The 13,951-nt window shown below is 64.4% G+C and carries 12 protein-coding genes; 2 read left to right on the forward strand and 10 right to left on the reverse strand.

Translation table 11 applies throughout. The features are described from left to right. Nucleotides 1-38 precede the first annotated feature (38 nt). The 10 genes from RO069_RS13180 to RO069_RS13225 all read right to left on the reverse strand — a co-directional run bounded on the left by RO069_RS13180 (nt 39) and on the right by RO069_RS13225 (nt 11,751). Nucleotides 39-1,076, reverse strand: a complete 1,038-nt coding sequence (locus tag RO069_RS13180) for a cyclase family protein (RefSeq protein WP_328188111.1) — start codon at nt 1,074-1,076, stop codon at nt 39-41. Nucleotides 1,077-1,202: 126 nt separating this feature from the next. Continuing rightward, entirely contained in the window at nt 1,203-2,333 is a 1,131-nt protein-coding gene (locus RO069_RS13185) for a zinc-dependent alcohol dehydrogenase family protein (RefSeq protein ID WP_328188112.1), read from the reverse strand. 25 nt (nt 2,334-2,358) lie between these two features. Then, nucleotides 2,359-3,036 carry an ATP-binding cassette domain-containing protein gene (locus RO069_RS13190; RefSeq protein ID WP_328188114.1) on the reverse strand — a complete coding sequence of 226 codons (678 nt, stop codon included), beginning with the start codon at nt 3,034-3,036 and terminating at the stop codon, nt 2,359-2,361. A gap of 1 nt (nt 3,037) precedes the next feature. Continuing rightward, entirely contained in the window at nt 3,038-3,814 is a 777-nt protein-coding gene (locus RO069_RS13195; protein WP_328188115.1) for an ABC transporter ATP-binding protein, read from the reverse strand. Then, nucleotides 3,811-4,752: a branched-chain amino acid ABC transporter permease gene (locus tag RO069_RS13200; protein WP_328188117.1), complete on the reverse strand. Its 942-nt coding sequence runs from the start codon at nt 4,750-4,752 to the stop codon at nt 3,811-3,813. The genes RO069_RS13195 and RO069_RS13200 overlap by 4 nt, the downstream gene beginning before the upstream one ends. Further along, on the reverse strand, nt 4,752-5,651 hold the full coding sequence (locus RO069_RS13205; RefSeq protein WP_328188119.1) for a branched-chain amino acid ABC transporter permease: 900 nt from the start codon (nt 5,649-5,651) through the stop codon (nt 4,752-4,754). The genes RO069_RS13200 and RO069_RS13205 overlap by 1 nt, the downstream gene beginning before the upstream one ends. A gap of 68 nt (nt 5,652-5,719) precedes the next feature. After that, a complete protein-coding gene (locus RO069_RS13210) occupies nt 5,720-7,027 on the reverse strand; it encodes an ABC transporter substrate-binding protein (protein ID WP_328188121.1) in 1,308 nt (435 codons plus the stop codon). Nucleotides 7,028-7,089: 62 nt separating this feature from the next. After that, nucleotides 7,090-8,448, reverse strand: coding sequence for an ABC transporter substrate-binding protein (locus RO069_RS13215; protein ID WP_328188123.1), 1,359 nt, complete (start codon nt 8,446-8,448; stop codon nt 7,090-7,092). Between the two features lie 203 nt (nt 8,449-8,651). Continuing rightward, nucleotides 8,652-10,007 carry a sigma-54-dependent transcriptional regulator gene (locus RO069_RS13220; protein WP_328188125.1) on the reverse strand — a complete coding sequence of 452 codons (1,356 nt, stop codon included), beginning with the start codon at nt 10,005-10,007 and terminating at the stop codon, nt 8,652-8,654. Next, a complete protein-coding gene (locus RO069_RS13225) occupies nt 9,973-11,751 on the reverse strand; it encodes a sensor histidine kinase (RefSeq protein WP_328188126.1) in 1,779 nt (592 codons plus the stop codon). Before RO069_RS13225 ends, RO069_RS13220 begins: the two co-directional genes overlap by 35 nt. Nucleotides 11,752-11,826: 75 nt before the next feature. Between RO069_RS13225 and RO069_RS13230 the strand changes: the two genes are divergently transcribed. Together RO069_RS13230 and RO069_RS13235 are read left to right on the forward strand one after the other, a co-directional pair. After that, nucleotides 11,827-12,630 carry an IclR family transcriptional regulator gene (locus RO069_RS13230; RefSeq protein ID WP_328188127.1) on the forward strand — a complete coding sequence of 268 codons (804 nt, stop codon included), beginning with the start codon at nt 11,827-11,829 and terminating at the stop codon, nt 12,628-12,630. A 150-nt stretch (nt 12,631-12,780) separates the two neighbouring features. Beyond that, a complete protein-coding gene (locus RO069_RS13235) occupies nt 12,781-13,923 on the forward strand; it encodes a TAXI family TRAP transporter solute-binding subunit (RefSeq protein ID WP_328188128.1) in 1,143 nt (380 codons plus the stop codon). Nucleotides 13,924-13,951 lie beyond the last annotated feature (28 nt).

The raw sequence follows: 13,951 nt of genomic DNA on the forward strand, positions 1-13,951 counted from the left end.
TTCGCTGATGTGCCGGGCCACGGAGGGCCCGGAGCGGATTACTTGATGGCCACCGGATTCACCGGTGAGCCGGTGCCCTGTTCCACCTTCAGTGGTGCAGCCACCAGCAGGAAGCTGTACTGACCGTCGTCGGCGCTGTCCGCCGCCAGGTCATCCAGCCACCAGATCTCCGACAGCACCACACCCATGTCCCGCATCAGTGCACCGTGTAACGGGATGATGTAGGTCTCCCCGTCGATTTCCTGTACCACCTTTTCCACGGCGATATTGTCGGTGGCGATCATCGGCGTTTCCATCTGGTCAAGCCAGCTCAGGAGCTCCTGGCTGTGGCACAGACCGGGTTCGTTCATGGCGTTCCATTCCTCGTCCGGTTCCTCCTCCCAGAAACGGGCGATGGAGCCGGTGCGGATCACCAGGATATCCCGCTTGTTGATGGTGGTGCCCTGGGCCTCGGCGGTGGCCTGCAGGTCGTCCAGGTTGATGCAGGTGTTGGTGGGCAGGCGGTGCAGATCATCGCTGCCCATATGCCGGCCCACGTCCAGCAGCACCGCACGGCCAACAATGCCTTTTTCCCCGATCTCGCCCACGTCCGCGTGGGTGTGGCCGTGTACCGAGGTGGCCTCGCTCTTGCCGCCATAGATCTGGTCGCCGTACCAGGCATGGGCCAGGCCATCCACGTGGGTGGTGCCCTGCAGGTACATGAAGGCCACATCATCGGAGTACTTCATGCCCCCCGCCGCCGGTTCGGCCTTGCCGGCCATGTACACGCCGGCATCGGTGGCCATGAAGTGCTGCGTTGGTACCCGTCCCGGGAACACCGGCCCGGAGCCGGAGGTCATGGGGATCTGCAGGGTGAAGGTCTTGCCGCTCTGGATGGCGGCGGCGCCGTTCTGGACTTCCGTCTGTCCCAGGTAATTGAGGGCGCCCACCTGGTCGTCCTCACCCCATTTTCCCCAGTTAGTGGGGGCATCGCTCTGCAGGGTTTCCATGGGGGTTTGCTGGGCCATGGCGGTGGCCGAGAGGCCGGCAATCAGTGTGCCGGTGCACAGGGCAAGGATAGAGGGTTTGAAGGGCATGGTTGTTCTCCTTGTTTGCATTGATTGTTGTTGTGTTCGATCACCGGCGACGCTCGGGCGCGACGCCGGTGGGGTGGTGCAAGGGAGAAAAAATCTGGTCTAAGTGTAGTCCTTAATTACAAATCTTCAGTCAAACAGAATCACCTGCCGGACTGCCTTGCCGGCGGCGAGTTTTTCAAAGCCTTCGTTGATCTGGTCCAGGGTCAGAGTGTCGGTGAGTAGCTTGTCCACCGGCAGCTTGCCCTGGCGGAACAGGCTGACGTAACGGGCCACATCCCGCACCGGCACGCAGCTACCCACATAGCTGCCCTTGAGGGTGCGTTCCTCCGCCACGATGCTGACCTGCTGGATGGCCACCTTCTTCTCCGGATGGGCCAGGCCGCCGGTCACCGTGGTACCGCCGCGACGGGTGATCTGGTAGGCAAACTCCAGGGCCTTCTCGGAACCGGCCATCTCGATGGCGCAGTGCACGCCGCCGTTGGTCAGCGCCTTGATCTTGTCGACACAGCCTTCCTCGGCGGAATTGAAAGTATGGGTGGCCCCCAGTTCCTTCGCCAGGGCCAGCTTGCCCTCGTCCAGGTCCACGGCGATCACCTCGCCGGCGCCGGCCACCAGGGCCCCCAGCACGCTGTTCAGACCCACGCCCCCCAGGCCGATCACCGCCACGGTCTGGCCGGGCCTGATATCGGCGGAATTGATGGAGGCGCCGACCCCGGTCAGCACCGCGCAGCCGAACAGGGCGGCGTGGTGCAGGGGCAGTTCCGGGTCTACTTTCACCAGGGAATCCCGGGCCACCACCGCGTGGTCGGCAAAGGCGGACACGCCCAGGTGATGGTTGACGGCAGTGCCGTCGGCCCGGTGCAGGCGATGCTCGCCGCACACCAGGGTACCGGCGTTGTTGGTTTTCGCGGCCGGCTCACAGAGGGCAGGGCGGCCCTCGGCGCAGGGTTCGCAGTGTCCGCAACTGGGCACGAATACCGCCACCACATGGTCACCCGGTTTGAGGTCGCGAACGCCGTTGCCCACTTCCTTGACGATGCCGGCGGCTTCGTGGCCCAGGGCCATGGGCACCGGGCGCGGGCGGTTGCCGTCGATCACCGACAGGTCGGAATGGCACAGGCCGGCGGCCTTGATTTCCACCAGCACCTCGTTGTCCCCGGGCGGGTCCAGTTCCAGTTCCTCGATGACCAGTGGCCGGGTCTCGTTAAAAGGCCGTTCGGCGCCAATGGCCTGTAATACGGCGGCTCTGATTTTCATGGTGAGTCTCCTTGTTGCGGATCGATCAGTCATCGGATGATTCTGAACGATCCCGGCGCCCCTGTGAAACTTCCCCCCGCTCGATCTGCCAGGTGCTGTCCACCAGATCGGCGGAATGGGCGTCGTCGGATTCGGCGATCAGTACGGTCAGGCCTTCGCCCCGCAGGTCGCCGATCACGGATGACAGGCGCTTTGCCAGCACCGGAGCGACACCTTCAAAGGGCTCGTCCAGCAGGATCATTTCGCGGCCCGGAATCAGCGCCCGGCCTAGGGCCACCAGCTTCTGCTGGCCGCCGGACAGTTGCAGGGCCTTGCGCTCGCCGAAGTCGGCGATTTCCGGCATCAGCTCGTACACCCACTTCAGGCGCTGCTCGCCATCGCGGATCTTGTTGGCCCAGGCGGGCATCAGCATGTTTTCGGTCACCGTCAGCTCCGGGATAAGCCGCCGGTCCTCGGGCATGTAGCTGATGCGCATGTCCGCCCGGCGGTAGGCAGGCTGGCGGGTGAGGTCCTCGCCCTTGAAGGCGATGCTGCCCCGGTCTGACGGCAGCAGCCCCATCACGGCCCGGATCAGGGTGGTCTTGCCGGCACCGTTGAGGCCGATCAGGCCGGCCATCTCCCCGGTGGGGATGGTCAGGTTCACGTCCCTGAGGATACCGATGCCCTCAATGGAGACATCCAGGTTGGCGATTTCCAGGCTCATGTCAGGTATCTCCCTCTTTTTCTGGTGTCCTGTGTTGCTTGCCGGTGACCAGCTCCTGCACTTTTGCATCGGCCAGTACCTCGTCCACCGGACCGTCCTTGATCACGACACCGCTGGCAAAAGCCAGTACCCGCGTCACGTAACGCTGGACGATCTCCATATCGTGTTCCACGAAAAGTACGGTGAGCCCCCGCTGGCGCACGGCGTCCATTACCGTGTCCATCAGGGTGTATTTCTCCTCCATGCTGACGCCGCTGGTGGGTTCGTCCAGCAATAGCATGCGGGGGTTGCCCAGCATGGCGATGGCAATGTCCAGCAGTTTGCGCGCCCCCTGTGGCATGGCGGTGACCATCTCGTCCCGGTAGCGGCTGATGTTCATCTGTTCCAGGATGTCATTCGCCGCTTTCAGGCGCTCCGGTGTCCGCACCGGGCGAATCATCTGGAACTGGCGCTGCTCGGCGGCCGCCAGGGCGATGGCCAGGTTGTCGATCACCGGCAACTCCAGGAAAAGCTGGGGAATCTGGAACGATCGGGTCAGGCCCTTGCGCATCAGCTTGCGGGGCCCCAGCCCCTTGATGGGCGTTCCGTCAAAGGCAATGGAGCCCTGTGACGGGGGCAGGTAACCGGTGACCATGTTGATAAAGGTGGTCTTGCCGGCCCCGTTGGAGCCGATCACGCCAACGATTTCCCCTTCGGAAATGGTCACGTTGATGTCTTCGGCGGCCGTCACCGCCCCGAAATAGCGGGACAGCCCTTCGGTCCTGAGTATCTCGGTCATTGGGCGGCCCCTTTCTTGCGGGTGAACAGACTCCAGATGCCCTTGGGCAGGAACAGGATAATGAGCAGCAGTACGATGCCCAGAATCATCTGCCAGGCATTCGGGGCCAGTTCCACGGCGTAGGTGCGCACCAGGGTGAAGATCAGTGCGGCGATGAATGGCGCCGCCACGTGGCCGGTACCGCCGAGGATGGCGATGAACACGAACTCCCCGGACACGGTCCAGTAGGCCATGGTGGGGTCCACGTGGCCGGCGGCGAGGGCGGTCATGGAACCACCCACCGAGCCCACGGCGGCGGCCAGCACGTAATTGATATACAGCACCTTGCGGTGGGAGATGCCCATGTACTCCACCCGCACCTCATTCTCCCGGATCGCTTCGCAGGCCAGGCCGATGCTGGAGCGGAAGTAGCGGTTGAGGAACAGGGCAATCGCCAGTGCCAGCACAATGGCCAGCATCAGCGCGGTGATGCTGGTCTGGCCCTCACCCGGCACCATGCCCAGCAGGGTCCAGTCCACCACGCCGAAGCCGTCGGTGCTGCCCAGGCCATGGCTTTTCACCAGGATGCCATAGAGGATCATGGAAAAGGCCAGCGACAGCATGGCGAAGAAGATCTCCCGGTAACGGGTCATCAGCAGCCCCAGGACCATGGCGACCCCGACGGTGACCATTACCCCCAGGCCGATCAGCACCAGGGCATCGGTAATGCCCAGGAAACGACCGCCCAGGCCCACGGCATAGCCGCCCAGGCAGAAGAACAGGCCCTGGCCGAAGGACACCAGGCCGGCCCGCATCAGCATAACCACACCCATCACCACCAGCGCGGTGGAAATGGCCAGGGTCAGGGTGAACACCAGCCAGTTGGGACTGAACTGGGCCAGCACAGCCACGGCGATGGCAACGCCGATCAGTGACAGTTCGGTTCTTTCCGGCTTCATCAGATTTTCCTCGCAACAGCCTGGCCGAAGAGGCCATGGGGACGGAAGATCAGCACCGCGGCCATCACCGCGTAGATAATAAACAGCTCCAGCTCCGGCATGGTGTGGATGGAGGTGGCCCGGGCCAGCCCCACGATCACCGCGCCAACAGCAGCCCCGGTAATGCTGCCCAGGCCGCCGGTGACCACCACCGCGAAGGCCAGCACGATCACCTCGATACCAATGCCGGGCACCACGGAGATGATCGGGGCGGTGGCGCCGCCGGCAATGGCCCCGAGGGTGGCGCCGATCATGAAGGTGATGGTGAACATGCGGCGCACGTTCACGCCCATGGCCTCGGAGACCTCCCGATCATGGATGATGGATCGCAGGATCTTGCCCATGTGGGTACGCTCGAGCCAGAACCAGAGTCCCAGGCCGATGACCACGGACAGGCCCATCAATGAGATGTCGTACAGGGAGACCGTGAGCACATCAATGCTGATGCGTCCCATGGCGGCATAGGGCTGGTAGGCAAAATAGGGCGTGGTACCCCAGATCAGTTTCATCACATCCTCGAGGATGAGCAGCACCGCGAAGGTGATGATCAGCATCAGGATTTCGTCGCGACCGTACATCAGCCGCAGCAGGCCCCGCTCGATAATCAGGCCGGTGACCGCGCCAATCAGGATGGCCGACACCGCAATGATCGCGAAGGCCATCCATAACTGGTCGCCACCGTCGGCGTAGTACCAGCCCAGGGCCGAGGCCGCCGCGTAGGCGCCCAGGGCATAGAGGCTGCCGTGGGCCATGTTCAGGATTCGCATGACGCCGTAGATGACGGTCAGCCCCGCCGCCACCAGGAACAGCCAGGAGGCATAGATAAATCCGTCAATCAGGATCGCCCAGACCGTTAACATCGGTTACTTCTCCCAGGTTGGAACGCGCCGGCGGCGCAGGGCCGCCGGCGGTCAGGTCGGTGAATGGATCAGTCGCAGTCGGCGCCGGGGAAGCCGGCCTTGATCCATTCCTGGGGGTTCTGGCCATCCGGGGCGGAGACGCATTCACCCGGGAACGAGCGGACATTGCGCAGTGATGCCTCGCCGTCTTCATAGTGGTATTCGCCGTAGTACATGGGCTGGAGTGCCTGATGGCCATCGGCCAGCGCCATGCGCACGGTACCGGAGACGGACGGGAACTCGGCCCCCTTGAGGGCGGCAGCCAGCTGTTCCGGGCTGGGTATTCCGTCGGCCCCGGAATTGTCCGCCGCGTATTTCAGCGCCAGGATGGCCTGGGCCGCCTTGGAGGCCGGGTAGCTGGGCGGGGTGCCGTGCTCTTCCTCGTAGGCCTCGCTGAACCAGTCACTCAGCTCATTCTCCGGCATGAAGCCGCCGAAGGGCCCACGACCACCCAGGATGGTGCCGTTGGGCGCCTGGCCCTCGAACCGGTGCAGGCCGGATTCGCCGGTGGTCAGCAGGGCGGTAGCCTGGGCCAGCAGGCCACGGGCGTTGGCCTGGGCCACGAAGGATTCCATATCACCGCCCCACATGGAGGAGTGGATGATATCCGGGCGGCGGGTCTGCAGGGCCGAGATCTCGGTGCCGTAGCTGCCCTGGAAGATCTGCGGCGTCTGGTTATTGACGATCTCCGCCTCCGGCATCAACTGTTCCATGGCCAGGGTGAAGTCCTGCCAGGAGTCCTGGCCCCAGGCGTAGTTCTGCTGGATGCCGGCAATGCGACTGGCATTGGGGTGGGTCTCCGCCAGGTAGCGGGCCGCACCCACGTTGTCGGCCACCGCGTCCAGGCCGGTACGGAACAGGTAGGTGGGGTTCTCCACTTCCTGGAACAGGCGGGGCGTGCCGCAGTCGAAGGCGATGGTGAACATCTCCATTTCCTCCGCCACCGGGCCGATCGCCAGGCAGTCACCGGAGGAGATGTAGCCGATCACCGCGTTCACGTCCTGGCGCTGCACCAGGTTGCGGTATTCCTCCACCTGCTTGGTGGGGCCGCCGGCCTCGTCCACCACCACGGACTCCAGGGTCAGGCCGTTAACCCCCTTGGTGTTGTAGGGGGCCGGCAGGGTACCCTCGTTGATGGCCTTGATCACGATTTCCGCGCCCTGGGCGGCGGGAACACCGAAGGGCCCGGAGGCACCGCCGGACAGGAAGGTGACAAAGCCCACCTTGAAGGTGTCGTCCTGGGCACTGGCGCTACCGGCCAGGCCCATCAGGCCGACGGAGGCCAGGGCCACCGACAGCAGGGTTCTTTTCAGTGTTTTTGGTTGTTGGGTTGTCATGGCGTGCTCCTTGTTTGTTGTTGTGCTCGGTTCGGATGCTGCATGGATTGACAGGGTGGCGGTCAGCCACCGGTTTCACCGCGTCGCTCCCGGATGAGGGCGGCGGACGGTTTGAGGGATTCGGCATCGTAGATCCGCCAGTTGCCCAGCAATATCCGGGCGGGCGGAAAGCGATCACTGGCCACCGGTGTGCCAATGGCCTGGGCCTGGACAATCTGGTGGGTGTCCGGGTCGATATAGGAGGTAAAGCCGTAGGGGTCCTTGGGCAGGGGGATCTCCAGGCCCTCCAGGGCGTGGATCATGGCCGGGGTGTCAGTGACATCACCGGCCTTGCGGATCGCGTTGGCAACGGCCAGTACGCCGGCATAGGCGCCCTGGGCGGAGTAGCTGGGGTAACGGCCGGACAGCTCGTGGAAGCGCCCCACGAACGACCGGTTGGCCGCGGTATCCGGCCAGTTCACATGATGACGGGCGGACAGGATCAGGCCCGGCGGCGGGTTGTCACCCAGGGCCACCAGGGTCTCGTAGTCGCCCCCAGTGTCAAAGTTGGCCACTCGCATCTGGTCGAACAGCCTCGTGGTGCGGGCCTGTTCCAGGAAGGCGGTGAAGTCGCCCCCCCACAGGGCCACCACCAGCACATCCGGCGGCGATTCCAGCAGCGACTGGATATAGAGGGAGTAGTCCGGCTCATACAGCCGGGGCCAGTAGGTGCCGGTCTGCTCGAAGCTCACATTGTTCTGGGCCAGGGCCTGCTTCAGGTCGCGCCAGGCCACCCGGCCATACTCGTAGTCCGGCCCCAGGAAGGCCAGCTTGCGCCAGCCAGTGGCGTCCTGCAGGTCCTTGAGATAGCGGGCGCCGGCGGCGTGGGAGGTCCAGGTATCGCTGGACACGCGGAAGTAGTAGTCATGGCCTTCCTCCAGGGTGGCCCGGGACGAGGCATGGTCGGTGCCCACCATGATGACCTGTTTTTCCCGGGCCAGCCGGCTTACCGCCATGCCCACGCCGGAGCTGACCATGCCACAGAGGATATTGGCGTTATCCTGGCTGATGAAGTCCTCGGCCATGCGCACCGCAAAGGAGGCCTTGGAACGGGAGTCATCCACGATCACCCGCAGCCGGGGGGCATCCGGGGTGGCCGCCAGTTCCTCCAGCGCCAGGCGAATACCCACGATGCTGTCGCGGCCATAGCTGGCGGAACGTCCGGTCATGGGGTACATGCAGGCGATGGTGGCGTCGGCTTCGCCCTCGGCGGCGCCCAGTTCCACCCGTCCTACCGGCGGTGTGGTGTCTGGCAGGGCATGGAGTAGTGGCACCACGCAGAGATACAACAGGACGACGGACAGTCGCCGGAACCGGCGACCGGAACGGGGCCGTGGCTGTATGGCATGTGGCTGGCGATGACGGCTTCGGTGTTTCCGCACGTCGGTCTCCTGATCGGGTCAGGTGGTTATTGTTGTTTCGCTGGGAATGTGTAGCAAAACCGGGACCAACGCGCCGGTGATCGCCTGTCACCGGCGTTTCGCGGGTGACGAAGAGCTGATCGGTATCCGCAGGGGCGCAGAATGAGCGGAATCCGCTCAACATGGTGATGGATTATGGGCGGAAATCGCTCATTTCAGGAGCGTCAGGAGAGCCCCAGTCGCTGCAGGCGGCGCTTGAAGGCGTGGCGGGACATGCCGAGCCGTTCCGCGGCCCGGCCCTTGTGGCCATCGGTCTGTTCCAGGGCCCGCTGGATCATCTCCCGCTCCGTGTCCTGGAGTTGTGCTTCCAGGGAGGTCCCCCGGGGCGACGGGGCGGCATCGCTGGCCGGCTGGAATTCGGCGGGAAGCTGGCCCGGGCGGATGCGCTGGCCCGGGTGCAGGATGGTCAGCCGTTCCACCAGGTTGCGCAGCTCGCGCACATTACCGGGCCAGCTGTAGGCGGACAGACGCTCCAGGGTTTCCGGGGGCACGGCGATGGGGCGACAGCCTTCCTCCCGGGCCTGGGCCTCGATGAACACATCCAGCAGCTCCCCCAGGTCTTCCCCCCGTTCCCGCAGGGGTGGAATGGTCAGCTCGATCACGTTGAGTCGGAAGAACAGGTCCTCCCGGAAGCGACCCGCCCGGACCTCCTCCTCCAGGGAGCGGTTGGTGGCCGCCACCACTCGTACGTCCGAGGTCTGGCTGGTGGTGGCCCCCACCGGGCGGTAGTCGCCATTCTCCAGGAAATGCAGGAACTTGGCCTGCAGGGCCAAAGGCAGCTCGCCGATCTCGTCCAGGAACAGGGTGCCGCCGTGGGCCAGGCTCACCAGGCCGGTCCGCTTCTGATGGGCGCCGGTGTAGGCCCCTTTCTCCGCACCGAACAGCTCGGCCTCGATCAGTTGCTCCGGCAGGGCGGCGCAGTTGATCTCCACGAAGGCCCGCCCGGCCCGGGGGCTCTGCTGGTGGATGGCCCGGGCCACCACCGCCTTGCCGGTGCCGGATTCCCCCAGTAGCAGGATGCGCCCGGTACTGCTGGCCGCCACCCGCTGCACGGTCTCCCACAGCCGCTTCATGGCGGTGCTGGACCCCACCAGGCCGGAGGCGTTGGCACTGCGGCTGCGATGATAGGTGAGTTCGTCCTGCATCTGTCGGCGTTCGGTGATGGAGCGGATCAGGTGCAGCAGTTCATCCAGGGCGAAGGGCTTGGTGAGGTAGTCGGTGGCGCCGGCCTTGACCGCCTGCACCGCCGCCCGGGTATCGCCATGGGCGGAGATCATCACCACCGGCAGGTCCGGGTGCAGACGCACGGATTCCGCCAGCACGTCCATGCCATCCATGCCCGGCAGGCGCAGGTCCAGCAGCATCAGGTCCGGGGTGTGTTCCGCCAGCAACTCCAGGGCCTCTTCACCGGTATGGGCGTTGAGGGTGCGGAAGCCGGCCTCGCTGAGGGCAAAGCCCATGGAGCGGACAAAGCTCTTCTCGTCGTCAACGATCAGGATCTGTGAGCGCATGGCGGTCATGGTCAGGCAGTGGTTCTTGTGGTTGTTCTGGTGTTGTTGAGTCTAGGTTATCACTGTTTGCGGCGGGCAGGGTGACGGACACTGTGGTGCCTTCTCCCTCGACGCTGTGGATATGCAGGTCACCTCCGTTCAGCTCGATCAGCTGGCGGGTAATGCTCAGGCCCAGGCCGGTGCCCTCCTGCCGGGTGGTGAAGAAGGGCTCGGTGACCTGTCTCAGAGTATCCGGTTCCATGCCGCAGCCGTTGTCGGTGATGTCCACGTGGATGCGGTCGCCATTGCGGAAGGCCCTCAGGTGCACCGTGCCGCCCGCATCGCAGGCCTCGATGGCATTGGCCAGCAGGTTCACCAGGCACTGGATGACCTGGTCGGGGCTGGCCACGATGGCCAGTCGGGAATCGCCGGTGGCGGACACAGTCACCTGCCGCTGTTCCGCCAGGCCGGAGGTCAGCACCGTGGCATGACGGAAGATCCGCCGGATCTCCACTCGCTGGGGCTCACCGGGCACGGGCCGGCCGTAGTCCAGCAGGTCCCCCACCACCCGGTTCAGGCGGTCGATTTCCGATTCCACGGACACCAGCAGTTCACGCCGTTCATCATCCGGTTCCCCTTTTTCCAGGGCCTGTACCGTCAGCTTGATGGTGGCCAGGGGGTTACGTACCTCATGGGCCACGCCGGTGGCGAATTCCCCCAGCACGGCCATCTTCTCCGCCTGCACGGTACGGCCAATCAGTTCCTGCAGGCGGTCGGCCATGGCATTGAAGGCGTGGGCCAGCACGTCGATCTCGTCCTTGTCGTTCTTCGGCGCCTGCAGCCGGAAATTCAGGTCACCGCTGGCCAGGGTTTCCGCCCCCTGCACCAGTCGGGTTACCCGGCGGCGCAGGCTGCGGGCCAGGGCCCAGAACAGGGCCACCGTGCCCAGGGCCATCACCCCGGCCAGGGCGTAGAGGCCGAGCTGGGCACTGCGCAGCGGGCTGAGGATATCGCTGGCGGCCACCTGGTAGTCGATGCGCCACCCCGGCAACACCTCCGGACCCGTGCGCAGTTCCTCGGGAACGGTGTCCAGGCGGTTGCCCGTGGGTTCCAGCAGTTCGCCCGCCGGCGTCCTCAGGTAGGGGCGCAGAACGCCGGCCAGGTTCTCGGTGCGCATAAGCTCGGTGAGGGAGGCCAGCCGCACATGCAGGGCAATGGACCCGGACACCGGCTGTTCCCCCGTCTCCCGCAGCGGCTGTCGGATCAGCAGCCAGCCGGGGCTGGCACCGTCGCCAATGCGGGGGCCGATCACCTCGCTGTTGGCCATCATCACCAGCGGCAGACCCCGGATACCCCAGCCGCTGCGGCCCCAGTAGGGCTGGCCGGAGGCCGCCTGGCCCGGCACCACCTCGGTCAGCTCGTTGCCGTCATTGAAGAACAGGATGCCGTAGAGGTCCGGCGAATCCGCCTCCACCCGCACCAGTTCCCGCACCCCGTCCGGTACCGCATCGGTGTAGTTCAGGTACAGGGGCATGGAAGGGTGGGTGGACAGGGTTTCCAGCTGGTAGATGCGGTTTTCGATGAAGTTGGTCAGCCGGTTGGCGGTGCCGGCTACCTGGGCCTCCAGGCGCTCCCCCGCCAGACGCTCGGTGACGGAATCCGCCACGGCGGCGTAGAGACTGCTGAGCACGGCCACGGCGCCGACAATCAGGGTCAGCGACAACAGCGAATATCGTCCTACCAGGCTGAAGCGGGGTTTAAGGGGAGGGTTCATGGAAGGGTCTCGTCGTTATTTTTATTGAAATACGATAAAATTTTCCTACATTTCGAGAACACTAAGGAAGCATCCATGGCCAACCCAGGAGATACCCCGGCGACATCCCGCAAATCCCCCGGCGGCAGTACCACGCTCACCAAGGCCTGCACCCTGCTGCGGGCCGTCGCCACCGTCTTCCCCACCGGTGGCAGCCTGTCCCATATTGCCCGTGAAGTGGGCATGAACACCGCCACCGCCCACCGCCTGCTGACCGGGTTGGCCAGCGAGGGGCTGCTCACCTTCGATCCCTATGCCAAGACCTACCATGTGGGGTTCGACTTGCTGCGCATGGCGGAATCGGCCCAGGAGGTGGCGCCGGATCTTCAGTTGCGGCACGCCCTGCAGCCGGTGCTCGGTCGTATCGCCGTCCGTACTGAAGATTACACCTACCTGAGTATCCGTGCGAATCGCGACGCCGTCTGTATTGACGTTGCCGAAGGGACCTACCCGGTGACCGCCAACACCCTGGTGGCTGGCGCCCGCCGTCCGCTGGGGATCGGGGCCGCCGCCATGGCCCTGCTGGCGGCGCTGCCGGAGCCGGAGGCCCGGCGCATGGTGGAGCTGAATGCCCCCCGCTATCCCCGTTATTCCGGTATCACCCGCGACGAGGTGGAGCAGTGGCTGGAGCAGGCCCGGGAACATGGCTATTCGGTGAACGAGGGTCGCATCGTACCGGAAGTTTCCGCGGTCGGAATCGCCTTTCGGGTGCCCGGTTCCAGTGAGCATGCCGCCATCAGCGTGGCGTCCGTTGCGTCGCGGATGAACGAAGAGCGGCGCCGGAAGGTGCTGGAGATTGTCCGCGATGAGGTCGGGCGATGGTCCCTGGAGCAGGCTTGATGGATTAGTTTATCAATATACGAGAAAAGCTTTCAGCATAATGAAAAAAATTTGACGAAGAATTCGCCTCGGGCTACTTTGTTCGCCGGATCTGAAATGTGAACTATGTTTGAAATCTAACCAAACAATAAGAAGCGATTGGAGATTCCCATGCCCTATGCCAGCAATATCCTGACCAGAACCCTGTCTGCCACTGCCATCAGCACGGCCCTGCTGTTTGCCGGGTCCGCGATCGCCCAGGAACTGCCGGACACCATGACCTGGTCGTCCTACGATGTCGGTTCGGCCGGTTACGCCGAGGCCTCCGCCATCGCCGACGCCTTCGGCAAGCAGTACGGTACCCGCATCCGTATCCAGCCTTCCGGTTCCGCCATCGGTCGCCTGCAGCCGCTACTCAGCGGCCGTGCCGACTACGCTTTCCTGGCCACCGAAACCTTCTTCGCCGCGGAAGGCATCCATGACTTCTCCACCCGTCGCTGGGGACCGCAGGACCTGCGTGCCGTGGCCGGTCGCCCGTCCTCGTTCGGTATCTTCACGGCGGCGGACGCCAACATCAAAACCCTGGAAGATCTGAAGGGCTCCCGTTTCGCCTATGTGGCCGGCAACCCGTCCATCAACGTGAAGTGTGATGCCTTCCTGGCGTTTGTGGGCCTGACCCGTGACGATGTTGACGCCATTATGTTCCCCACCTACGCCAATACCATGAGTTCCCTGGCCCGGGGTGAGGCGGACGCGTCCTGCACCACCACCACGCCAAGCCACGTCTACGAACTGGCGGAATCCCCCCGTGGCATCCGCTGGCTCAACGTACCCAAGGACGATGAAGAAGGCTGGGAGCGCCTGCGTGAAGTGGCGCCGTTCTTCCAGCCCTACACGGAAACAGAGGGGGCGGGTATCAGTGAAGAGAACCCGGTCGATATCTTTGCTTACCGGTACCCGGTGCTGACGGTACGTGCGGATATGGATGAGGACGCTGTCTACAACTACATCAAGGCCCTGGATGAAACCTACGGCATGTACAAGGATGCCACGGCGGTCATGGGTCGCTGGGATCTGGAACAGGCCGGCACACCGCCTATCGATGTTCCTTTCCATCCCGGCGCCATCCGTTACCTGGAGGAGAAGGGTATCTGGACCGAGGAGCATCAGGCCTGGAACGACCAGCGCCTGGCCCGCCTGAATGCCCTGCGTGACGCCTGGAAGGAAGCCACGACGGAAGGCGAAGGCAAGAGTGACGAGGAATTCGAGGAGATCTGGGAAGCCCACCGCACCCAGGCCCTGGAATCCCTCTGATATCCAAGACCCCCGTGATGACAGGCGC

Origin of the sequence: Marinobacter sp. OP 3.4 (assembly GCF_036224885.1) — a bacterium.
Classification (GTDB): domain Bacteria; phylum Pseudomonadota; class Gammaproteobacteria; order Pseudomonadales; family Oleiphilaceae; genus Marinobacter.